26 protein-coding genes are annotated in these 19,276 nt (G+C 62.7%); 2 read left to right on the top strand and 24 right to left on the bottom strand.

The window, feature by feature from the left end; genetic code table 11:
* Positions 1-5 precede the first annotated feature (5 nt).
* The 4 genes from msrP to WT26_RS05080 all read right to left on the bottom strand — a co-directional run bounded on the left by msrP (position 6) and on the right by WT26_RS05080 (position 5,333).
* Positions 6-1,001 (bottom strand): protein-methionine-sulfoxide reductase catalytic subunit MsrP, encoded by a 996-nt coding sequence (msrP, locus tag WT26_RS05095; protein ID WP_069272308.1) that lies wholly within the window; start codon positions 999-1,001, stop codon positions 6-8.
* Positions 1,002-1,159: 158 nt separating this feature from the next.
* A complete protein-coding gene (ccsB, locus tag WT26_RS05090; RefSeq protein WP_069272307.1) occupies positions 1,160-2,350 on the bottom strand; it encodes a c-type cytochrome biogenesis protein CcsB in 1,191 nt (396 codons plus the stop codon).
* Positions 2,351-2,354: 4 nt separating this feature from the next.
* Positions 2,355-4,556 (bottom strand): cytochrome c biogenesis protein ResB, encoded by a 2,202-nt coding sequence (locus tag WT26_RS05085; protein WP_069272306.1) that lies wholly within the window; start codon positions 4,554-4,556, stop codon positions 2,355-2,357.
* Positions 4,557-4,679: 123 nt separating this feature from the next.
* Positions 4,680-5,333, bottom strand: a complete 654-nt coding sequence (locus tag WT26_RS05080) for a c-type cytochrome (protein ID WP_069272305.1) — start codon at positions 5,331-5,333, stop codon at positions 4,680-4,682.
* A gap of 213 nt (positions 5,334-5,546) precedes the next feature.
* On the opposite strand from WT26_RS05080, the gene yihA reads away from it, so the two are divergent.
* A complete protein-coding gene (gene yihA, locus WT26_RS05075) occupies positions 5,547-6,206 on the top strand; it encodes a ribosome biogenesis GTP-binding protein YihA/YsxC (RefSeq protein WP_021161737.1) in 660 nt (219 codons plus the stop codon).
* Between the two features lie 253 nt (positions 6,207-6,459).
* On the top strand, positions 6,460-7,458 hold the full coding sequence (gene hemB / locus WT26_RS05070) for a porphobilinogen synthase (RefSeq protein WP_021161736.1): 999 nt from the start codon (positions 6,460-6,462) through the stop codon (positions 7,456-7,458).
* Between the two features lie 142 nt (positions 7,459-7,600).
* Here the strand turns inward: hemB and dsbD are convergent, their stop codons facing one another.
* The 20 genes from dsbD to rplN form a co-directional block, all read right to left on the bottom strand.
* Positions 7,601-9,472 carry a protein-disulfide reductase DsbD gene (gene dsbD / locus WT26_RS05065; RefSeq protein WP_069272304.1) on the bottom strand — a complete coding sequence of 624 codons (1,872 nt, stop codon included), beginning with the start codon at positions 9,470-9,472 and terminating at the stop codon, positions 7,601-7,603.
* Positions 9,465-9,791: a divalent-cation tolerance protein CutA gene (gene cutA / locus WT26_RS05060; protein WP_069272303.1), complete on the bottom strand. Its 327-nt coding sequence runs from the start codon at positions 9,789-9,791 to the stop codon at positions 9,465-9,467. The genes dsbD and cutA overlap by 8 nt, the downstream gene beginning before the upstream one ends.
* Before the next feature lie 180 nt (positions 9,792-9,971).
* Positions 9,972-10,367 (bottom strand): 50S ribosomal protein L17, encoded by a 396-nt coding sequence (gene rplQ, locus WT26_RS05055; RefSeq protein ID WP_006477175.1) that lies wholly within the window; start codon positions 10,365-10,367, stop codon positions 9,972-9,974.
* Between the two features lie 148 nt (positions 10,368-10,515).
* Complete coding sequence (locus WT26_RS05050; RefSeq protein WP_006477176.1) at positions 10,516-11,493, bottom strand: DNA-directed RNA polymerase subunit alpha; 978 nt, start codon at positions 11,491-11,493, stop codon at positions 10,516-10,518.
* A 124-nt stretch (positions 11,494-11,617) separates the two neighbouring features.
* A complete protein-coding gene (gene rpsD, locus WT26_RS05045; RefSeq protein ID WP_006477177.1) occupies positions 11,618-12,241 on the bottom strand; it encodes a 30S ribosomal protein S4 in 624 nt (207 codons plus the stop codon).
* Positions 12,242-12,395: 154 nt separating this feature from the next.
* Positions 12,396-12,797, bottom strand: coding sequence for a 30S ribosomal protein S11 (rpsK, locus tag WT26_RS05040; protein ID WP_004197937.1), 402 nt, complete (start codon positions 12,795-12,797; stop codon positions 12,396-12,398).
* A 28-nt stretch (positions 12,798-12,825) separates the two neighbouring features.
* Positions 12,826-13,191, bottom strand: a complete 366-nt coding sequence (gene rpsM / locus WT26_RS05035; protein WP_006400641.1) for a 30S ribosomal protein S13 — start codon at positions 13,189-13,191, stop codon at positions 12,826-12,828.
* A gap of 38 nt (positions 13,192-13,229) precedes the next feature.
* Entirely contained in the window at positions 13,230-13,346 is a 117-nt protein-coding gene (rpmJ, locus tag WT26_RS05030) for a 50S ribosomal protein L36 (RefSeq protein WP_004199844.1), read from the bottom strand.
* A gap of 20 nt (positions 13,347-13,366) precedes the next feature.
* The gene (gene infA, locus WT26_RS05025) at positions 13,367-13,585 is read right to left on the bottom strand and encodes a translation initiation factor IF-1 (RefSeq protein WP_004521905.1); all 219 of its coding nucleotides are present in this window, start codon (positions 13,583-13,585) and stop codon (positions 13,367-13,369) included.
* A gap of 8 nt (positions 13,586-13,593) precedes the next feature.
* A complete protein-coding gene (gene secY, locus WT26_RS05020) occupies positions 13,594-14,943 on the bottom strand; it encodes a preprotein translocase subunit SecY (RefSeq protein ID WP_006482915.1) in 1,350 nt (449 codons plus the stop codon).
* Positions 14,944-14,985: 42 nt separating this feature from the next.
* Positions 14,986-15,420, bottom strand: a complete 435-nt coding sequence (gene rplO, locus WT26_RS05015) for a 50S ribosomal protein L15 (protein ID WP_006482880.1) — start codon at positions 15,418-15,420, stop codon at positions 14,986-14,988.
* Between the two features lie 26 nt (positions 15,421-15,446).
* Positions 15,447-15,629, bottom strand: coding sequence for a 50S ribosomal protein L30 (gene rpmD, locus WT26_RS05010; protein ID WP_006400644.1), 183 nt, complete (start codon positions 15,627-15,629; stop codon positions 15,447-15,449).
* A gap of 15 nt (positions 15,630-15,644) precedes the next feature.
* On the bottom strand, positions 15,645-16,163 hold the full coding sequence (rpsE, locus tag WT26_RS05005) for a 30S ribosomal protein S5 (RefSeq protein ID WP_006482895.1): 519 nt from the start codon (positions 16,161-16,163) through the stop codon (positions 15,645-15,647).
* 14 nt (positions 16,164-16,177) lie between these two features.
* Entirely contained in the window at positions 16,178-16,543 is a 366-nt protein-coding gene (gene rplR / locus WT26_RS05000; protein WP_006477183.1) for a 50S ribosomal protein L18, read from the bottom strand.
* 12 nt (positions 16,544-16,555) lie between these two features.
* Positions 16,556-17,086 carry a 50S ribosomal protein L6 gene (gene rplF, locus WT26_RS04995; RefSeq protein ID WP_006758786.1) on the bottom strand — a complete coding sequence of 177 codons (531 nt, stop codon included), beginning with the start codon at positions 17,084-17,086 and terminating at the stop codon, positions 16,556-16,558.
* Between the two features lie 18 nt (positions 17,087-17,104).
* Positions 17,105-17,500 (bottom strand): 30S ribosomal protein S8, encoded by a 396-nt coding sequence (gene rpsH / locus WT26_RS04990; protein WP_006477185.1) that lies wholly within the window; start codon positions 17,498-17,500, stop codon positions 17,105-17,107.
* A 14-nt stretch (positions 17,501-17,514) separates the two neighbouring features.
* On the bottom strand, positions 17,515-17,820 hold the full coding sequence (gene rpsN / locus WT26_RS04985; RefSeq protein WP_011350676.1) for a 30S ribosomal protein S14: 306 nt from the start codon (positions 17,818-17,820) through the stop codon (positions 17,515-17,517).
* A gap of 7 nt (positions 17,821-17,827) precedes the next feature.
* Positions 17,828-18,367: a 50S ribosomal protein L5 gene (rplE, locus tag WT26_RS04980; protein WP_006482882.1), complete on the bottom strand. Its 540-nt coding sequence runs from the start codon at positions 18,365-18,367 to the stop codon at positions 17,828-17,830.
* A gap of 16 nt (positions 18,368-18,383) precedes the next feature.
* The gene (gene rplX / locus WT26_RS04975; protein ID WP_006477187.1) at positions 18,384-18,692 is read right to left on the bottom strand and encodes a 50S ribosomal protein L24; all 309 of its coding nucleotides are present in this window, start codon (positions 18,690-18,692) and stop codon (positions 18,384-18,386) included.
* Between the two features lie 9 nt (positions 18,693-18,701).
* Complete coding sequence (rplN, locus tag WT26_RS04970) at positions 18,702-19,070, bottom strand: 50S ribosomal protein L14 (protein ID WP_006482918.1); 369 nt, start codon at positions 19,068-19,070, stop codon at positions 18,702-18,704.
* Between the last annotated feature and the right edge of the window lie 206 nt (positions 19,071-19,276).

Genomic DNA, 19,276 nt, shown 5'->3' with positions numbered 1-19,276 from the left:
GCGCGTCAGAAGAATTTCTTCAGGTCCATGCCCTGATACATCGACGCGACCAGATCGCCGTAGCCGTTGAACATCAGCGTCTTGCGCTTCGGCGTGAAAAAGCCGTCCTCGCCGATGCGCCGCTCGGTCGCCTGGCTCCAGCGCGGATGATCGACGTTCGGGTTCACGTTCGAATAAAAGCCGTACTCGTTCGACGCGTAGGTGTTCCAGCTCGTTTTCGGCTGCTTGTCGACGAAGCGGATCTTCACGAGCGACTTCGCGCTCTTGAAACCGTACTTCCACGGCACGACGATACGCACCGGCGCGCCGTTCTGGTTCGGCAGCACCTGCCCGTAGACGCCCATCGTCAGCAGCGTCAGCGGATTCATTGCCTCGTCCATCCGCAGCCCTTCCGAGTACGGCCAGTCGAGCACGGGTGTCGACAGGCCCGGCATCTGCGACGGGTCGGCCAGCGTGATGAACTGTACGTATTTCGCATTGCCGGTCGGCTGCACCCGCTTGATCAGCTCGGACAACGGCACGCCGATCCACGGAATCACCATCGACCATCCCTCGACGCAGCGCAGCCGGTACACGCGCTCCTCGAGCGGCGCGAGCTTCAGCAGTTCGTCGAGATCGAACACCTTCGGATGCAGCACCTCGCCCTCGACGCTCACGCGCCATGGGCGCGGCCGCAGCGTGCCCGCATTCTGCGCGGGGTCGCTCTTGTCGGTGCCGAACTCGTAGAAGTTGTTGTAGGACGTGATGTCCTTGAACGGCGTCACCTTGTCGGCCGCGACGAACTTCGGGTTCGTTTTCGCCGCGAGCTTCGCAGCCCGCGCGTCGGGCGACGCATAGGCGGCCAATGCCGCGCCGCTGCCGCCGAGCAGGCCGCCCGCCGCCGCGAGGCCGGCCGCCTGCAACACGCGCCGCCGGTTCTCGAAGACCGCGCGCGGCGTGATTTCGCCGGGCGCGATATCGCTACCGGTCAGTACGTTCAGCAAAGGGCGTTTGATCCACATCGTGCTGCTCCTCCTGCCTGCGCCGCGCGCAGGTTCATGCGCGTTCGACCCGACTGATCTTGCGACGTTCGACGGCCGGACCGCCCGTCCGTTACAAAAGAAAACCGCCGGGCACGCAGTGCACCGGCGGTCTCATAGTCGGACGAGCAGCGGGAATCTTACAGCTTGCCGTAGCTGTGCAGCCCGGACAGGAACATGTTGACGCCGAGGAACGCGAAGGTCGTCACGAGCAGGCCCGTCAGCGCCCACCACGCGGCCACCGTACCGCGCAGGCCCTTCATCAGGCGCATGTGCAGCCATGCCGCATAGTTGAGCCACACGATCAGCGCCCAGGTTTCCTTCGGGTCCCAGCTCCAGTAGCCGCCCCATGCCTCGGCCGCCCACAGCGCGCCCAGGATCGTCGCGATCGTGAAGAACGCGAATCCGACCGCGATCGACTTGTACATCACGTCGTCGAGCACCTCGAGCGTCGGCAGGCGATCCGCGAGCACGCCGCGCTCCTTCATCAGGTACGCCACCGACACCATCGCCGACAACGCGAAGCTGCCGTAGCCGATGAAGTTCGCGGGCACGTGGATCTTCATCCACCAGCTCTGCAGCGCCGGCACGAGCGGCTGGATCTGCTGCGCATCGCGCGCGACCGAGTACCACATCAGGAAGCCCACCGCCGCGCTGATCACCAGCAGCACGAACGCGCCGAGCGAACGCGTTCCGTAGTGGCCTTCGTAATACAGATAGAGCAGCGCGGTGATCAGGCTGAACAGCACGAACACTTCGTACAGGTTCGACACCGGAATGTGCCCGACGTCCGCACCGATCAGGTAGGACTCGTACCAGCGCACCATCAGGCCGGTGAAGCCCATCAGCACGGCGACCCACGTGAGCTTCTGGCCGATCGCGGAGCCCGATTCCGAGCGCGCGAGCAGGCCGATCCAGTAGAAGATCGTCGCGAGCACGAACAGCGCGCTCATCCACAGGATCGCCGACTGGCTCGACAGGAAGTACTTGAGGAGGAACGCCGAATCGGCGCGCGCGAGATCGCCCTGGTAGATCTGGATCGACAGCAGCGCCAGCACGGCGATCGACGCCATCATCAGCCGCGCGGGCTTCCAGCGCCAGCCGAGCGCGACGAGCGCCGGCACGGTGCCGATCATCACCGCCTTGTCGTAGTAATCCATGTGCGCGTTGTAGTGCACGAGCGCATAGCCCGCGCCCACCACGAGCGCCAGTGCGAACAGCCAGTCGAGCAACGACAGGCGCGCGAGGAACGGACGATCGTCGAACAGCGGCGCCGGAATCGGGGCCTGATCCGACGCCTCGCGGGCGGGGGAAACTTGCGTGAGATCCATGATGTTACCGGGTGGAATTCTCTGAACCGCCGCCGGCCGGCGGGCGGGGAGCCGATGCCGGTGCGGCATCGCGAGGTGCGGCGTGCAAGGCGGCACCGGCCGCGTCGCGCGTCTGCACGTATTCTTTCTCGAAATCGAAGGTCTTGCGGGCCGTGGACATTGCCATCACCACATCGACGCCCGAACCGGCGTCCTTCAGCCAGAACCAGAGGCGCCGCTCGCGCACGTAGAACATCGAGAAGATGCCGGCGACCAGCAGCAGGCTGCCAAGATACACCAGATTCTTGCCCGGTGCGCGCGTCAACTGAAATACCGAAGCTTGCACCTGCTTGAATGAGTCAAGCTGCAAATAGACCGGCGATCCATACAAAAAGCTGTCGGATAGCGCGTTGATCGCGTTCTGTACGAACCGGACCGACTCCGCGCCCTGCTGCACGGGCGGCTCGCCGGCACGCTCGCGCGCGATCTGCCAGACCTCCCACATCGAGCCTTCGAGCATCCGCAGCAGCAGGCTCGCTGCCTTCTCCTGCTCGGCCTTGGGCACCGAGCGGTCGATGAACGTCGCCACGGCCTGGAAGCCGCCGAGCGGCTGGCCGTCCATCCCGCGCCCGGCGCCGTCGTCGCCGGCCGCAAACAGGGTCAGCACCTTCAGCGCGCTATCCTGCAGGCGGCTGCGCAGCGATGCGTCGGTGCCCGGCAGCGAACGCTGCGCGAAGCGCGCGGCGGCTTCGGCGCGCACGGAAGGATCCTCGAGCGCGGCGCGCAGGTGCATCCATTCGCCGATCGAATCCTGGCTGTCGGCCGGGATCCGCATGTAGCGGAACGGGTCGTTCGGGCTCGTGCGCACGCCGGCAAGGAACACGCGCTCGCCGTTCATGTCGACGGGCAGCATGTAGTTGTTGAATTCGCGCGCCTGGCCGTCCTTGCCGCGGATCTTGTACTGCACGGACGGGCCGATGTTGTGGAGCTGCGTCGGCTTCGACGTCTTCGCGCCGGAGCCGAGCCGTTCGTCGAACACTTCCTTCAGCGAGCTCGTCGTCGCCACCCCACGCACGTCCGGCTTGCCGTTCGCGTCGGCCATGTTCTCGACGTTGATCGCGCGGAAATCGGCGAACTCGATCGTGTCGCCGTCGGCGCCCGGCATCTGCAGCGGCGCCGAACTGCCGATCGTGCCCTGCACGGGGAAGGTCTTCGCGTTGCCGCCCGTCATCGGATAGGCCGTCATCTGCATCTGCGAGCCGCCGTCCTGGAAGCTCGACTGGTAGATCGACACGCCCTTGTACGTGAACGGCTTGTTGACCTCGACGCGCGCCGGGATCTTCTGGCCGGTCTCGCGATCGATCACGACGATGTCGCTCGCGAACAGTTTCGGCATGCCCGTCGTGTAGTAGTCGACGATGAACTTGTTGAGCTGGATCGAGAACGGCAGGTCCTGGATCAGCGAGCCGCTCGGCTGGTTCAGGATCGCGGTCGACACGAACTGGCCTTCCGGCACCCACGCGTAGCCGCGGAACGTCGGGTTCGACGCGGACAGGCGATGGTCGGCCGAGATCTCGCTGATCGTCGCACTCGTGTTGACCGGGCTCTTGCCGAACATCCGCATCTGGAATTTGATCGGCAGGTTGCTGTCGAGCAGGCCGCCGATACAGATCACGACGATCGCGAGGTGCGCGGAGATGTAGCCCCACTTGGTCATCGCGCCGCGCTTCGCGGAGATCAGCGTCGCGCCGTCGTTTTCACGCACGACGTGCTTGTAGCCGGCCTTGGTGACGAACGCGGCGAGCGTTGCCGTGACGGTCGCGCGCGTGCCGGCAGCCGTGTACTCGGCCTTGTGGTGGAAAGCCCGCAGGCTGCCTTCGCGAACCTTGTCCTTCCAGCTCTTTGCATCGGCGAGCATCTTCGGCGCGTTGCGGATCACGCACAGCGAGATCGACACGACGAGAAAGATCAGGATCAGCATGAACCACCACGCGCTGTACACGTTGTACAGGCCGAGCGAGCGGAAGATGTCCGCCCAGAACGGCCCGAACTGGTTCACGTAATTCGGATACGGATCGTCCTGGGTCAGGACCGTGCCGATGATGCTCGCAATCGACAGCACCACCAGCAGCGCAATCGCGAAGCGCATCGAGCTCAGCAGCTCGACCGCGCGCCTCGACGCACCCTGACCCGACTTCGACTGCAACCCCGACGTGGTAACGCTCATTCAAACTCCGACTGACAACAAAAAAGGGCAAGGCGGCCGCGACTGCGCGGCGCCCCACCCTTTTCTTGTTCTGACTCCGGCCGCCCTTCGGGCGTCCGGTCATTCCGTTCGCGGCTGACCCGCTCAACGCAGGCCCGCGATGTAATCCGCGACGGCCTTGATCTCGTTGTCCGACAGCCGCGTCGCGATCTGATGCATCGCCTCGTTGTTGTTGCGCGCGCCGGCACCCTGCTGGAACGCGGTCAACTGCGCGACCGTGTAATCGGCCCACTGCCCCGACAGACGCGGGTACTGAACCGGGAGACCCTGCCCTGTCGGCCCGTGGCAGCTCGCGCAGGCGGGTACGCCTTTCTCCGCGATGCCGCCGCGATAGATCTTCTGGCCGATCGGCACGGTCGCCGCGTCGCGTGCGGTGCCGAGCTTCGTCGTCTGCGACCCGTAGTACGCGGCGACGTTGCGCATGTCGTCGGCACTCAGCGCGCTCGCGAATCCGACCATCACTGCGTTGGTCCGCACCGGCCCCTTCGCGCCCGGCTGCGTCTTGAAGTCGTTCAACTGCTTGACCAGATATTCGGGATGCTGGCCGGCAAGCTTCGGGAAACTGCCCGACGCGCTATTGCCGTCGGCACCGTGACACGATGCGCACACCTGCCCGGCAATCGCCCTGCCGCGGTCGAGATCCGGCTTTGCCGCCTCCGCCGCGTTTGCCTCCGTTACGAAACCTACGAACCCTGCTGCAACCTGAAGCACCATCAGAGACTTGCACAGTCGATTCATTCGCACACCCTGTTTCGTCTTGTGGGAATTTTGAGGTTCTGCAAAAAACGACGGCGTTCAGTCTACCGCAGAAGCCACATAAAAGCGCGAGGCAGGCGCCCGGTGGCCTTCGGCAAAACCGCCGTATTGTACAATATCGCGTTGAAAGCTCCCGCGCCTATCGGGGCTACCCCGCCTCCACCAAGCGGCTCGCGCCGCCCGTCCTTGGTTCCCATGGCCTTTCTGCTCCATCAAGCCCGCTTCTACACGACCGTCAACCATCTGCGCGACCTGCCGCCGACGGTCCAGCCGGAAATCGCGTTCGCGGGCCGCTCGAATGCCGGCAAGTCGACGGCGATCAACGTGCTGTGCAACCAGAAGCGGCTGGCCTTCGCGTCGAAGACGCCCGGCCGCACGCAGCATATCAACTACTTCTCCGTCGGCCCGGCCGCCGAGCCCGTCGCGAATCTCGTCGACCTGCCCGGCTACGGCTATGCGGAAGTGCCCGGTGCCGCCAAGGCCCACTGGGAAATGCTGCTGTCGTCCTACCTGGCAACCCGCTCGCAGCTTTGCGGCCTGATCCTGATGATGGATTCGCGCCGCCCGCTGACCGACCTCGATCGCCGCATGATCGAGTGGTTCGTGCCGACCGGCAAGCCGATCCACACGCTGCTGACGAAGTGCGACAAATTGACGCGCCAAGAAAGCATCAATGCGCTGCGGACCACGCAAAAGGGGCTCGATGCGTATCGCGACCAGGGCGTCCAGGGCAAGCTGACGGTCCAGCTGTTCTCCGCGATGAAGCGCACGGGGCTCGACGAGGCGCACGAACTGATCGAGAGCTGGGTGCGGCCGTCCGCCGCCGACGAAAAAAGCGAGCCTGTAGCACAATGATCGGGCAGCGCGCGGCCGGGATCGGCGGCGCGCACCTGACGGCGCCTGCGGATTCGGCCGGCTCATAAAAAAACCCGCCGTTGAACGGCGGGTCAAACAGCCTAATCGAAAAACGACAGGCACCCGCTCAGGGAGGAGAAGCGGGGAGCTGCACGCGACGCGTGCCGCTCGATCGCTATCATATACCAACGCTCCCGAAAATGACCGAAGGGTTCCGTAAGGTCCTTCTAGCCCTGATTTCTACCCAATCGCCATGAGCTTTCATCCGCTTCATCGTCCGCGCCGGATGCGCCGCGACGACTTCTCCCGGCGCCTGATGCGCGAAAACCGCCTGACCACCGACGACCTGATCTATCCGGTATTCGTCGTCGAAGGCACCAACGAACGGCAGCCGGTGCCGTCGATGCCCGGCGTCGAACGCGTGTCCGTCGATCTGCTGATGCATGTCGCCGAGCAATGCGTCGAACTCGGCGTGCCCGTCCTGTCGCTGTTCCCGGCCATCGAACCGTCGGTGAAAACGCCCGACGGCCGCGAGGCAGCCAACCCGGAAGGCCTGATCCCGCGCGCGGTGCGCGAGCTGAAGAAGCGCTTCCCCGAACTCGGCGTGCTGACCGACGTCGCACTCGATCCGTACACGAGCCACGGCCAGGACGGCGTGCTCGACGAGAACGGCTACGTGATCAACGACGACACGATCGAGATCCTGATCGATCAGGCGCGCGCGCAGGCGGAGGCCGGCGTCGACATCGTCGCGCCGTCGGACATGATGGACGGCCGCATCGGCGCAATCCGCGAGATGCTGGAAAGCGACGGCCATATCCATACGCGCATCATGGCCTATTCGGCCAAGTTCGCATCGGCGTTCTATGGCCCGTTCCGCGACGCGGTCGGCTCGGCGTCCAACCTGGGCAAGGGCAACAAGATGACCTACCAGATGGACCCGGCGAACAGCGACGAAGCGCTGCGCGAAGTGCGCCTCGACATCGACGAAGGCGCCGACATGGTGATGGTCAAGCCCGGCATGCCGTACCTCGACATCGTGCGCCGGGTGAAGGACGAGTTCCGCTTTCCGACCTACGTGTACCAGGTGAGCGGCGAATACGCGATGCTGAAGGCCGCCGCGATGAACGGCTGGCTCGACCACGACAAGGTCGTGCTCGAATCGCTGCTCGCGTTCAAGCGTGCGGGCGCCGACGGCGTGCTCACGTACTTCGCGCTCGACGCCGCGCGCCTGCTGAAAGCGCAGCGCTGACCCGGCGCCGGAGGCCGGAAAGCAAAACGGCGGCGCACTTCGGTGCGTCGCCGTTTTTTCTTGCCGGTCGATCGAGGGCCGACGCCGTCTTTGTGCGCTCAGGGCATTCGAACGTCTCGGACCCGCGAGCGGCGCGCGCCGATCACACCGTCGGCACCGCCGCGCGATCGAGGCTGCGCAGGAACGTCTCGGCCGCCTGATAGCCGACCACGCGGCCGATTTCGTTGCCGTTGCGATCGAAGAAGATGATGCCCGGCGGCCCGAACAGGTTGAAACGCTTGAGCAGCGCCTGGTCGTCCGGATTGTTTGCGGTGACGTCCGCTCGTACCAGGTGAAGCTGCGCAAGCCGCGCCTGCACGCGTGAATCCGTGAACGTCAGATGCTCCATCTCCTTGCAGCTCACACACCAGTCGGCGTAGAAGTCGAGCATCACGGGCTGGCCCGACGTCTTCAGCAGCGCGTCGAGCTCGACATTCGACCCCACTGACGCGAACGTCGGCCCTTCCGCGCCCGGCGCACCGGCCGCGGAAGGGCCGGCCACGGATGCGGTCGTGCGCGCGGCAAGCACCGCCAGCGGCTTGACGGGATCGGTCGATCCTGCGGCGAGGCCGACGAGCAGCGTCGCCGCCCAGATCGCGAGCGCGGCACCGAGGCCGCGGCCGAGGCGGCGCCAGATCGACGCGGCGCCGGCATGCGGCGTGAACAGGCCGAGCGCCGCCGCCGCGATGAGCAGCCACAGCGCGGCCAGCATCATCCGAAACGCCCCGCCGAGCACCGGCCACACGATCCACAGCGCGGCCGCGAGCAGCACGATGCCGAAGAACACCTTCACGCCGTCCATCCATGCACCTGCGCGCGGCAGCACCGTGCCGGCACCGATGCCGACCACGAGCAACGGCACGCCGAGCCCCAGCCCCATCGCGAACAGCGCGGCACCGCCGAGCAGCGCATTGCCCGTGTGTGCGATGAAAGCGAGCACCGCGAACAGCGGCGCCGTCATGCATGCCCCCACGACCAGCGCGGACAGCGCACCCATCGCGGCAACCGCAACGAAGTGGCCGCCCTTGTGGCCGGTCGTCGCGTTGGCGGCGCCGTTCTGCCAGCGCGCGGGCAACGCGATGTCCTTGCCCGAAATCAGCGATACCGCGAACGCGGTGAGCAGCACGCCGAACGCGCCGAGCACCCACGGGTTCTGCAGCCACGCGCCGAGGCTCTGGCCGACCAGCGCAGCGGCGATGCCGAGCACCGTATAGACCAGCGCCATGCCGACCACGTACGTCAGCGACAGCGCAAAGCCGCGCGCATGCGTCGCACGCGTACCCTGGCCGATGATGATCGCCGACACGATCGGGATCATCGGGTACGAACACGGCAGAAGACTCAGCACGACGCCCGCGACGAAATACAGCGCGACGATCGTGAAGAAGCCGTGCCCCTCGAGCAGCGACTGCGCGAAATCGGCGCTCGTGACCTTGTCGAGCCAGCTGCCGGCCGCGTCGTCCCGGCCGGCCGGCGAGGCCGCGGTCGCCGCCGGGGACACCGCGCCGAGCGCGTCGCCGCTCACCTTCACGACGTGCTCGGCAGGCGGATAGCAGATCCCTTCATCGGCGCAGCCCTGCGACGTCACCGCGAGCTCGAACGGCCCCGACGCTTGCTTGACGGGCACGTGAACGACGACTTCGTCACGATAGGTCTCGACGTTCTTCTGGAACGTCTGGTCGAACTTCACATGGCCGGCGGGGAACTGCGGATCGCCGAGCGTCGCCTGCCCGCTCTTCACCGCGAACGCGAACCGCTCGCGATACAGGTAATAGCCGTTGGCGACCTTGAAGCGGACGTCCACCTGCCCCGGCGATTCGCTCGCGCTGAACTTGAACGCCACCGACGGATCGAGGAAATCGTCGGCCGCACGCGCGACCGACAGGCCGCCCAGCGTGAACGCGAGGAGCGACAGCAGCAGCGCGAGGAGCCGCAACGCATGGATGCGCGCGCGAAGAGCCATACCGTTAAACATGAAATAGACGTTGAGTTTCGCTGGTCACCCACTGGCCGTACTTCGGCGCGGCCGCAGCTTGCCAGGAGACGATTTCGGGCGTGTCGTAAGGATGGTGCGACTGGATGAAGCGCTCCAGCTCGAGCGAGCGCACGGGGCTCGTCTTGAACAGCAACTGGATCTCGTCGGCCGTTTCGACCTTGCCCTGCCAGTGATAGCGCGACCTGATCGCACCGAGCTCCGACACGCACGCGGCAAGCCGCGCATCGAGCGCACCGTCGGAAAGCGCTTCGGCGGTCACGGCATCGGGCACCGTCGTCAGCATCAGCACCACGACCATTCGCGCACCTCCAGTTTCGTTCGCCGGCGCATTCGCCAGCTGTTTGCTCCGTATCGTAGCGCACCCTGCGCGATGGTGCCGGCGGCCGCCTGCGGCAATCGACCGCACTCCGCGGCCGCCAAGCAAAAAGGGCCAAGCGAATGCTTGACCCTTTTCTGTTGCTGCGACGTACCGGGAAGCTTATTCAGCTTCTTGCACGTTTTCCGTTTCGTCGACTTCCGGACGATCGAGCAGTTCGACCAGTGCCATCGGTGCGTTGTCGCCCACGCGGAAGCCGAACTTCAGCACGCGCAGGTAGCCGCCCGGACGGTTCGCGAAACGCGGACCGAGCACGTCGAACAGCTTCGCCACCGAGTCACGATCGCGCAGGCGGTTGAACGCCAGGCGACGGTTTGCCAGCGACGGCTTCTTGCCGAGCGTGATCAGCGGCTCGACGACTTTACGGAGTTCCTTCGCCTTCGGCAGCGTCGTCTTGATGACTTCGTGCTCGATCAGCGAGTTGGACATGTTACGGAGCATAGCCAGACGGTGGCTGCTCGTGCGGTTCAGTTTCCGCAGACCATGACGATGGCGCATTTCAGTTTCCTTGATTCAAAGTTTTGATCCAGCTCTTCTATCGCACCTCGATGGGTGCACGGGCCGGTAACGAAAAAAGCAAGATGCGGATTTTAAAGGAAAATCCGCATCTTTGCCAACTACAGCAACAGCAGCGCTACAAGCGGGCTTACTTGTCGAGACCAGCCGGCGGCCAGTTTTCGAGCTTCATGCCCAGCGTGAGACCGCGCGAAGCGAGCACTTCCTTGATCTCGTTGAGCGACTTGCGACCGAGGTTCGGCGTCTTCAGCAGCTCGTTTTCCGTGCGCTGGATGAGATCGCCGATGTAGTAGATGTTCTCGGCCTTCAGGCAGTTCGCCGAACGAACCGTCAGCTCGAGATCGTCCACCGGACGCAGCAGGATCGGATCGATCTGCGGTGCACGCGACGGCGCTTCGGCTGCCGTTTCCGTGCCTTCCAGCGCCGCGAACACGGACAGCTGGTCGACCAGGATGCGGGCCGATTGACGGATCGCTTCTTCCGGCGTGATCACGCCGCTCGTTTCGATGTTCATCACGAGCTTGTCGAGGTCGGTACGCTGCTCGACACGTGCGCTTTCGACCGCATAGCTCACGCGGCGAACCGGCGAGAACGATGCGTCGAGGACGATGCGGCCGATGATCTTGGCCGTGTCTTCGCCGTAGCGACGGACGTTGCCGGGCACATAGCCGCGACCCTTTTCGATCTTGATCTGAACGTCGAGCTTGCCACCCTTCGACAGGTGCGCAATCACGTGATTCGGGTTGATGACTTCGCAGTCGTGAGCCAGCTCGATATCGCCGGCCGTGACAACGCCTTCACCTTCCTTGCGCAGCGTAACCGTCACTTCGTCACGGTTATGCAGCTTGAACACCACGCCCTTCAGGTTCAGCAGCAGGTTGACGACGTCTTCCTGCACGCCATCCAGCGTCGAGTACTCGTGCACCACGCCCGCGATCGTCACTTCGGTCGGCGCGTAGCCAACCATCGACGACAGCAGCACGCGGCGAAGCGCATTGCCCAAGGTATGGCCGTAACCGCGTTCGAACGGTTCCATGACCACCCTCGCGTGGTTCTCGCCCAGCGATTCCACGGCGATGATCTTGGGTTTCAGCAAACTGGTTTGCATGGGCTTTCCTTTTCAATACCCTCGGCTCGTTACACCGATAAGGCTGACCGGTAACAACCAGAAAATAAACAGCCGAGGCCCCTCCTTGCGCAACGCAATCGGGGTACCTCGGCCGTCAATCGGATTAACGCGAATACAATTCGACGATCAGGCTTTCGTTGATGTCGCCTGCGATTTCAGCGCGTTCCGGCATTTGCTTGAACGTGCCTTCGAACTTCTTCGCATCGACTGCAACCCAGCTCGGCATGCCGCCTTGCTCGGCCAGCGACAGCGCTTCGACGATACGCGCTTGCTTCTTCGCCTTTTCGCGGATCGCGACGACGTCACCCGCCTTCACTTGCTGCGACGGGACGTTCGCGACGACGCCGTTCACGGTGATCGACTTGTGGCTCACCAGCTGACGCGCTTCAGCGCGGGTCGAGCCGAAGCCCATGCGATACACGACGTTGTCGAGGCGCGACTCGAGCAGTTGCAGCAGGTTTTCACCCGTGTTGCCCTTGCGGCGGTCGGCTTCAGCGAAGTAGCGACGGAACTGACGCTCCAGCACGCCGTAGATGCGCTTGACCTTCTGCTTTTCACGCAGCTGCGTACCGTAGTCGGACGTACGTGCGCCCGAGGTACGGCCATGCTGGCCCGGCTTGCTGTCGAGCTTGCACTTGTCGGCGAGCGAGCGGCGTGCGCTCTTCAGGAACAGGTCGGTGCCTTCACGGCGGGACAGCTTGGCCTTAGGGCCGATATAACGTGCCACTTTGCATTCCTTTATCAATCAGTCACGCGGATCGAAATCCGCGCTAGTTCGCTCCCTTTGGGGCGAACGGTGGGCTTAGTCAATCAAAAAAGCAACGCCCGTCGACGCTACGCGGCGACAGGCAATGCGCCAGCACGAACGTGCCAGCACATCTTTAGATACGACGACGCTTCGGCGGACGGCAGCCGTTGTGCGGAATCGGGGTGACATCCGAAATCGCGGTGATCTTGATGCCGAGGCCGTGCAGTGCGCGCACTGCCGACTCACGACCCGGGCCCGGGCCCTTGATCCGCACTTCCAGATTCTTCACGCCGTATTCCATCGCGACGCGGCCAGCCGACTCGGCTGCGACCTGGGCAGCGAACGGCGTCGATTTGCGCGAGCCCTTGAAGCCCTGACCGCCCGACGTCGCCCATGCCAGTGCGTTGCCTTGGCGATCGGTGATCGTGATGATCGTGTTGTTGAACGACGCGTGAACGTGAACCACGCCTTCAGCGACGTTCTTCTTAACCTTCTTGCGAACGCGTTGCGCCGCGGTGTTCGAAGCCTTAGCCATTACGTTTTCCTGTAACTGTCAGTTCCGCTTACTTCTTCAGCGCTTGCGCTGCACGACGCGGACCCTTGCGAGTACGTGCGTTCGTACGCGTACGCTGACCGCGCATCGGCAGGCCCTTGCGATGACGAACACCACGGTAGCAACCGAGGTCCATCAGGCGCTTGATGTTCATCGTCACTTCACGGCGCAGATCGCCTTCGACGACAAACTTGCCCACTTCTTCACGCAGCTTTTCCAAGTCTGCGTCGGTCAAATCCTTGACCTTCTTCGAAAAATCGACGCCAGCTGCCACGCAGATGCTGCGCGAACGGGTGCGGCCGATACCGAAGATAGCCGTCAGGCCGATCTCGGTATGCTGGTGATTCGGGATGTTAACCCCTGCGATACGAGCCATTGTTTTTCCTCAAACAAAAAGCGCAAACAAACGCGCGGTCAGCCTTGGCGCTGCTTGTGGCGCGGATCCGAGCTGCAGATCACGCGAACGACGCCTTTGCGCTTGATGATCTTGCAATTGCGGCAAATGCGCTTAACCGATGCCATCACTTTCATGATAATACCCTTTTTTCAAATCACTTCGCCCGGAACACGATCCGCGCACGAGACAGATCGTAAGGCGTCAATTCAACCGTCACCTTGTCGCCCGGGAGAATGCGGATGTAGTGCATCCGCATCTTTCCGGAGATATGCCCCAACACGACATGGCCGTTTTCCAGCTTCACGCGGAAGGTCGCATTCGGGAGGTTTTCGATCACCTCGCCTTGCATCTGGATTACATCGTCTTTGGCCATAGTCCTTATTAACGCATTGGGATGTTGCCGCCCTTGAAGTTAGCCTTCTTGAGCAGTGACTCATACTGTTGCGACATAACGTACGACTGCACCTGCGCCATAAAGTCCATCGTGACGACGACAATGATCAGCAGCGACGTTCCACCAAAATAAAACGGCACGTTCCAGCGCAGCACCAGGAATTCCGGCAACAGACACACGAAGACGATGTAGATCGCACCGGCCAGCGTCAGACGCGTGAGGATGCGGTCGATATATCGTGCGGTCTGATCGCCCGGACGGATGCCCGGAACAAACGCGCCGCTCTTCTTCAGGTTGTCTGCGGTTTCCCTGCTGTTGAACACCAGTGCGGTGTAGAAGAAGCAGAAAAACACGATCGCCAGCGTGTACAGCAACACATAGACCGGCTGGCCCGGCTTCAGCGCTTCCGCAACGTTATGCAACGTGTTGGAAATCCAGCTTCCCGTCGGCTGACCGGTACTGAACCAGCCGAGAATCGTTGCCGGGAACAGAATGATCGACGATGCGAAGATCGGCGGAATCACACCCGACATGTTCAGCTTCAGCGGCAGATGCGACGACTGCCCACCGTAGATCTTGTTGCCAACCTGGCGCTTCGCGTAGTTCACGAGGATCTTGCGCTGCCCGCGTTCGATGAACACGACCAGGTAAGTCACCGCGGCAATCAGGACGACGATGATGATCGCCGAAATGATGCTCATCGAACCCGTACGCACCAGCTCGAACAACCCACCGACGGCATTCGGGAACCCTGCTGCGATCCCGCCGAAGATGATGATCGAGATACCGTTGCCCAGACCACGCTCGGTAATCTGCTCGCCGAGCCACATCAGGAACATCGTGCCGGTAACCAGCGTCACGACCGTCGTCAGACGGAACAGCATGCCGGGATCGGTGACGAGGCCCGGCTGGTTTTCCAGCGCAGCCGCGATACCGAACGCCTGGAAGGTCGCGAGCACGACGGTGAAATACCGTGTGTACTGCGTGATCTTCCGTTGCCCTGCCTGCCCTTCCTTCTTCAGCGCCTCGAGCTGCGGCGAGACGATCGCCAGCAACTGCATGATGATCGACGCCGAAATGTACGGCATGATCCCCAGCGCAAAGATCGTGAAGCGGGAAAGCGCGCCACCCGAGAACATGTTGAACATGCCCAGGATGCCGCCCGCCTGGCTCTGGAACAGCTTAGCCAGTTGATCCGGATCGATGCCCGGCACGGGAATGTGCGCGCCGATGCGATAGACGATCAGCGCCAGGAGCAGGAACATCGCTCGCCGGCGCAGATCGCCGAATTTCGCCGTGCTTCGACCGGGTTTTGCAAGACTCGGGCTGTTAGCCAAGTACCTTCTCCGATGAATGCAAATGACGACGCGCTACGCGTGTCACTCGGCGAACGAACCGCCAGCCGCTTCGATCGCAGCGCGCGCACCCTTGGTGGCACCGAGACCCTTCACGACGATCTTGCGCTTCAGTTCGCCCGTCGCGATGATCTTTGCGCTCTTCGTCAGCTCGCCGACCAGGCCGGCTTGCTTCAGTGCGAGCAGATCGATCTCATCGACCGGCAGCTTCTCGAGGTCGCCCAGGCGCACTTCACCGACGAATTCCTTCGTCAGCGACGTGAAGCCGCGCTTCGGCAGACGACGTTGCAGCGGCATCTGACCGCCTTCGAAACCGACTTTGTGGAAGCCGCCCGAACGCGATTTCTGACCCTTGTGACCACGGCCAGCCGTCTTGCCGAGGCCCGAACCGATGCCACGGCCGACGCGACGCTTGGCGTGCTTGGCGCCAGCGGCCGGCTTCAGGTTATTCAATTCCATATCAACTCCTTGATCCGTAGGGCCGCTTACGCGATGACCTTAACGAGGTACGAGACCTTGTTGATCATGCCGCGGACCGCCGGCGTGTCCTGAAGCTCGCTGACCGAGTTGAGTCGGCGCAGGCCCAGGCCACGCACGGTCGCGCGGTGCGATTCGCGGGTCCCGATCAGGCTCTTAACGAGCTGAACCTTGACAGTTTTTTCAGACATGGTGACCACCCGGGCTTAGCCCAAAATTTCTTCGACGGACTTGCCGCGCTTCGCCGCGATGTCTGCCGGGGTGGACTGCTTGCGCAGACCGTCCAGCGTGGCGCGAACGAGGTTGTACGGGTTCGTCGAACCGTGGCTCTTTGCCACGACGTTCTGAACGCCCATCACGTCGAACACTGCGCGCATCGGGCCGCCGGCGATCACGCCCGTACCTGCCTTCGCCGGAGCGAGGAGGACAGCCGATGCGCCATGCTTGCCGTGCACTTCGTGTTGCAGCGTGCCGTTCTTGAGCGGCACCTTGAACATGTTGCGGCGAGCTTGTTCCATTGCCTTCTGGACAGCGACCGGCACTTCCTTCGCCTTGCCCTTGCCCATACCGATGCGGCCATCGCCGTCGCCAACCACGGTCAGTGCGGCGAAGCCGAGAATACGGCCACCCTTCACGACCTTGGTCACGCGGTTGACCGAAATCATCTTTTCACGAAGGCCGTCGTCGCGCTCGTCAGCCTGAACTTTCGCTTGCATCTTTGCCATGACGAATTCCTTCCTTAGAACTTGAGCCCAGCTTCGCGAGCTGCCTCAGCCAGCGCCTTGACGCGGCCGTGGTAGCGGAAGCCCGAGCGGTCGAAGGCGACGGATTCGATGCCGGCAGCCTTTGCCTTCTCGGCAATACGCTTGCCGATCAGCGTCGCGGCATTAACGTTGCCGCCCTTGCCCGACTTGTCGGCCAGTTCAGCGCGCACTTCTGCTTCGAGCGTCGACGCGCTGGCGAGCACCTTGGTGCCGCAGGGCGAGAACACTTGAGCGTAGATGTGCGTGTTCGTGCGATGCACGGCGAGACGCGCGACCTGCAGCTCAGCGATCTTGATACGCGTCTGGCGAGCGCGGCGCAGGCGAGATTGAGTCTTATCCATGATTGCGCACCCTTACTTCTTCTTCGTTTCTTTGAGGATCACAACCTCGTCGGAATAGCGCACGCCCTTGCCCTTGTACGGCTCCGGCGGACGGTAACCGCGAACTTCCGCAGCTACTTGACCGACTTGTTGCTTGTTGATCCCCTTGATCACGATTTCGGTTTGCGTCGGGGTTTCTGCCTTGACGCCTTCCGGCATCTGGTGCACCACCGGGTGCGAGAAACCCAGCGACAGGTTCAGCTTGTCGCCTTGCGCTTGCGCACGATAACCGACGCCAACCAGCGTCAGCTTGCGCTCGAAACCCTTGGTCACGCCGTGCACGGCATTCGCGATGATCGCGCGCATCGTGCCCGACAGTGCATTTGCTTCGCGGCTTTCGTCCACCGGCGACAGGTTCAGCGTGCCGTCGTTGTTCGCCACGTTCACGAGCGGATTGATCGCTTGCGTGATGGTGCCCAGCGGGCCCTTGACGGTGATCGCACCGTCGGCCAGCTTGACTTCCGCGCCTTGCAGCGCGATCGGGCTCTTACCTACTCGAGACATGTTTCTCTCTCCTCGGCTTTAAGCGACGTAGCAGATGACTTCGCCGCCGACGCCGGTAGCGCGCGCCTTGCGGTCGGTCATCACGCCCTTCGGCGTCGACACGATTGCCACGCCCAGGCCATTCATGACCTGCGGAATGTCGTTACGGCCGCGGTACACGCGCAGACCAGGCTTCGACACGCGCTCGAGGCGTTCGATGACCGGGCGACCTGCGTAGTACTTCAGCGCGATATTCAGTTCGGACTTCGCACCTTCCGCCTTGACGGCGAAATCGTCGATGTAACCTTCGTCCTTCAGGACTTGCGCGATTGCAACCTTGACCTTCGACGAGGGCATCGCAACCGATACCTTCTCGACCATCTGCGCGTTGCGGATGCGAGTCAGCATATCGGCGATAGGATCACTCATGCTCATTTACGTTTCTCCTATTACCAGCTCGCCTTGGTCAGGCCAGGAATCTCGCCACGGAATGCGATTTCACGAATCTTGTTACGCGCGAGGCCGAATTTACGGAACGTGCCACGCGGACGGCCCGTGATCGCGCAGCGGTTACGCTGGCGGGTCGGGTTTGCGTTGCGGGGCAGTTGCTGCAGCTCAAGGCGTGCTTCGTAGCGCTCTTCTTCCGACTTGCTTTGGTCTTCGACGATCGCCTTCAGCGCATCGCGCTTTGCTGCGAACTTCGCGACCAGGCGGGCGCGCTTCTTTTCACGTTCGATCAGTGCCAGTTTAGCCACGGTAACCTCAGTTTCTGAACGGGAACTTGAAGCTGGCGAGCAGAGCCTTTGCTTCGTCGTCGGTCTTCGCAGTCGTCGTGATGCTGATGTTCAGCCCACGCAGTGCGTCGATCTTGTCGTAGTCGATTTCGGGGAAAATGATCTGCTCTTTCACACCGATGTTGTAGTTGCCACGGCCATCGAAAGCACGACCCGACACACCGCGGAAGTCACGCACGCGGGGCAGGGCAACCGTCACGAAACGGTCGAGGAATTCGTACATTGCACGGCCACGCAGCGTCACCATCGCGCCGATCGGGTAACCCTGGCGGATCTTGAAGCCTGCGATTGCCTTGCGTGCCTTCGTCACGACCGGCTTCTGACCAGCGATCTTCGTGAGGTCGCCAACGGCGTTCTCGATGATCTTCTTGTCAGCGATCGCTTCGCCAAGACCCATGTTCAGCGTGATCTTGGTGATGCGCGGCACTTCCATGACCGACTTGTAACCGAACTTCTCGATCAGGCCGGGCACAACCTTTTCTTTGTAAAACTCTTGAAAACGAGCCATTTTTTACTCCGCTGCGTCAGGCGCTCAGTACGGCACCGGTCGTCTTCAGGAAGCGAACCTTCTTGCCTTCCTCGACCTTGATGCCAACACGCGACGCCTTGCCATTCGCGTCGACCAGTGCGACGTTCGAAATATGCAGGGGCATCGTCTTCGCTTCCACGCCACCCGTCGTACCCTTCATCGGGTTCGGCTTCACATGCTTCTTGACGAGGTTGATACCTTCAACCGTCACATGCTCTGCACCGACAGCCAGCACGACGCCGCGCTTGCCCTTGTCCTTGCCAGTGACGACGATGACTTCGTCACCTTTGCGAATCTTGTTCATCGCGACTCCTTACAGCACTTCCGGCGCCAGCGAAACGATCTTCATGAATCGTTCGCTACGCAGCTCACGCGTCACCGGCCCGAAGATACGGGTGCCGATCGGCTCGAGCTTGTTATTCAAAAGCACAGCGGCGTTGCCGTCGAACTTGATCAGCGAGCCGTCTTGACGGCGCACGCCCTTGGCAGTGCGGACCACCACGGCGTTGTAAATTTCGCCTTTCTTCACGCGCCCGCGCGGCGTTGCCTCTTTGACGCTCACCTTGATGATGTCGCCAATGCCGGCATAACGACGCTTCGAGCCGCCGAGCACCTTGATGCACAGGACTTCACGTGCACCCGTGTTGTCGGCTACTTCGAGCCGAGATTCGGTCTGGATCATGGTTTGTCTTTCCCAACTTAATCCGGATGCACCACCATGATGCATTCGGTCAGTCTTGGTCCCGTCAGCCAATCGGCTGCTTGGGTTGGAACAGCAGCGACGGCAAACGAAACCCGCCATCGCAATTCGGTGAATCTTTCGGACAGGCAGGCGCCGGTCCGCTTCCCCCACCAACTTCGCCCGCGACGGGGCTCCCATAAAGAGGG

The organism is Burkholderia cepacia (assembly GCF_001718835.1).
Taxonomy (GTDB): domain Bacteria; phylum Pseudomonadota; class Gammaproteobacteria; order Burkholderiales; family Burkholderiaceae; genus Burkholderia; species Burkholderia cepacia_F.
Note: the sequence above shows the minus strand (reverse complement) of the source record. Positions and strands in the feature narration are given on the sequence as shown.

Excerpts from the sequence above, each read along its gene's own strand:
- msrP (WP_069272308.1), bottom strand. The coding sequence starts at position 1,001 with ATGTGGATCAAACGCCCTTTGCTGAACGTACTGACCGGTAGCGATATC.
- ccsB (WP_069272307.1), bottom strand. The coding sequence starts at position 2,350 with ATGGATCTCACGCAAGTTTCCCCCGCCCGCGAGGCGTCGGATCAGGCC.
- WT26_RS05085 (WP_069272306.1), bottom strand. The coding sequence starts at position 4,556 with ATGAGCGTTACCACGTCGGGGTTGCAGTCGAAGTCGGGTCAGGGTGCG.
- WT26_RS05080 (WP_069272305.1), bottom strand. The coding sequence starts at position 5,333 with ATGAATCGACTGTGCAAGTCTCTGATGGTGCTTCAGGTTGCAGCAGGG.
- yihA (WP_021161737.1), top strand. The coding sequence starts at position 5,547 with ATGGCCTTTCTGCTCCATCAAGCCCGCTTCTACACGACCGTCAACCAT.
- hemB (WP_021161736.1), top strand. The coding sequence starts at position 6,460 with ATGAGCTTTCATCCGCTTCATCGTCCGCGCCGGATGCGCCGCGACGAC.
- dsbD (WP_069272304.1), bottom strand. The coding sequence starts at position 9,472 with ATGTTTAACGGTATGGCTCTTCGCGCGCGCATCCATGCGTTGCGGCTC.
- cutA (WP_069272303.1), bottom strand. The coding sequence starts at position 9,791 with ATGGTCGTGGTGCTGATGCTGACGACGGTGCCCGATGCCGTGACCGCC.
- rplQ (WP_006477175.1), bottom strand. The coding sequence starts at position 10,367 with ATGCGCCATCGTCATGGTCTGCGGAAACTGAACCGCACGAGCAGCCAC.
- WT26_RS05050 (WP_006477176.1), bottom strand. The coding sequence starts at position 11,493 with ATGCAAACCAGTTTGCTGAAACCCAAGATCATCGCCGTGGAATCGCTG.
- rpsK (WP_004197937.1), bottom strand. The coding sequence starts at position 12,797 with ATGGCTAAGGCTTCGAACACCGCGGCGCAACGCGTTCGCAAGAAGGTT.
- rpsM (WP_006400641.1), bottom strand. The coding sequence starts at position 13,191 with ATGGCTCGTATCGCAGGGGTTAACATCCCGAATCACCAGCATACCGAG.
- rpmJ (WP_004199844.1), bottom strand. The coding sequence starts at position 13,346 with ATGAAAGTGATGGCATCGGTTAAGCGCATTTGCCGCAATTGCAAGATC.
- infA (WP_004521905.1), bottom strand. The coding sequence starts at position 13,585 with ATGGCCAAAGACGATGTAATCCAGATGCAAGGCGAGGTGATCGAAAAC.
- rplO (WP_006482880.1), bottom strand. The coding sequence starts at position 15,420 with ATGGAATTGAATAACCTGAAGCCGGCCGCTGGCGCCAAGCACGCCAAG.
- rpmD (WP_006400644.1), bottom strand. The coding sequence starts at position 15,629 with ATGTCTGAAAAAACTGTCAAGGTTCAGCTCGTTAAGAGCCTGATCGGG.
- rpsE (WP_006482895.1), bottom strand. The coding sequence starts at position 16,163 with ATGGCAAAGATGCAAGCGAAAGTTCAGGCTGACGAGCGCGACGACGGC.
- rplR (WP_006477183.1), bottom strand. The coding sequence starts at position 16,543 with ATGGATAAGACTCAATCTCGCCTGCGCCGCGCTCGCCAGACGCGTATC.
- rplF (WP_006758786.1), bottom strand. The coding sequence starts at position 17,086 with ATGTCTCGAGTAGGTAAGAGCCCGATCGCGCTGCAAGGCGCGGAAGTC.
- rpsH (WP_006477185.1), bottom strand. The coding sequence starts at position 17,500 with ATGAGCATGAGTGATCCTATCGCCGATATGCTGACTCGCATCCGCAAC.
- rplE (WP_006482882.1), bottom strand. The coding sequence starts at position 18,367 with ATGGCTCGTTTTCAAGAGTTTTACAAAGAAAAGGTTGTGCCCGGCCTG.
- rplX (WP_006477187.1), bottom strand. The coding sequence starts at position 18,692 with ATGAACAAGATTCGCAAAGGTGACGAAGTCATCGTCGTCACTGGCAAG.
- rplN (WP_006482918.1), bottom strand. The coding sequence starts at position 19,070 with ATGATCCAGACCGAATCTCGGCTCGAAGTAGCCGACAACACGGGTGCA.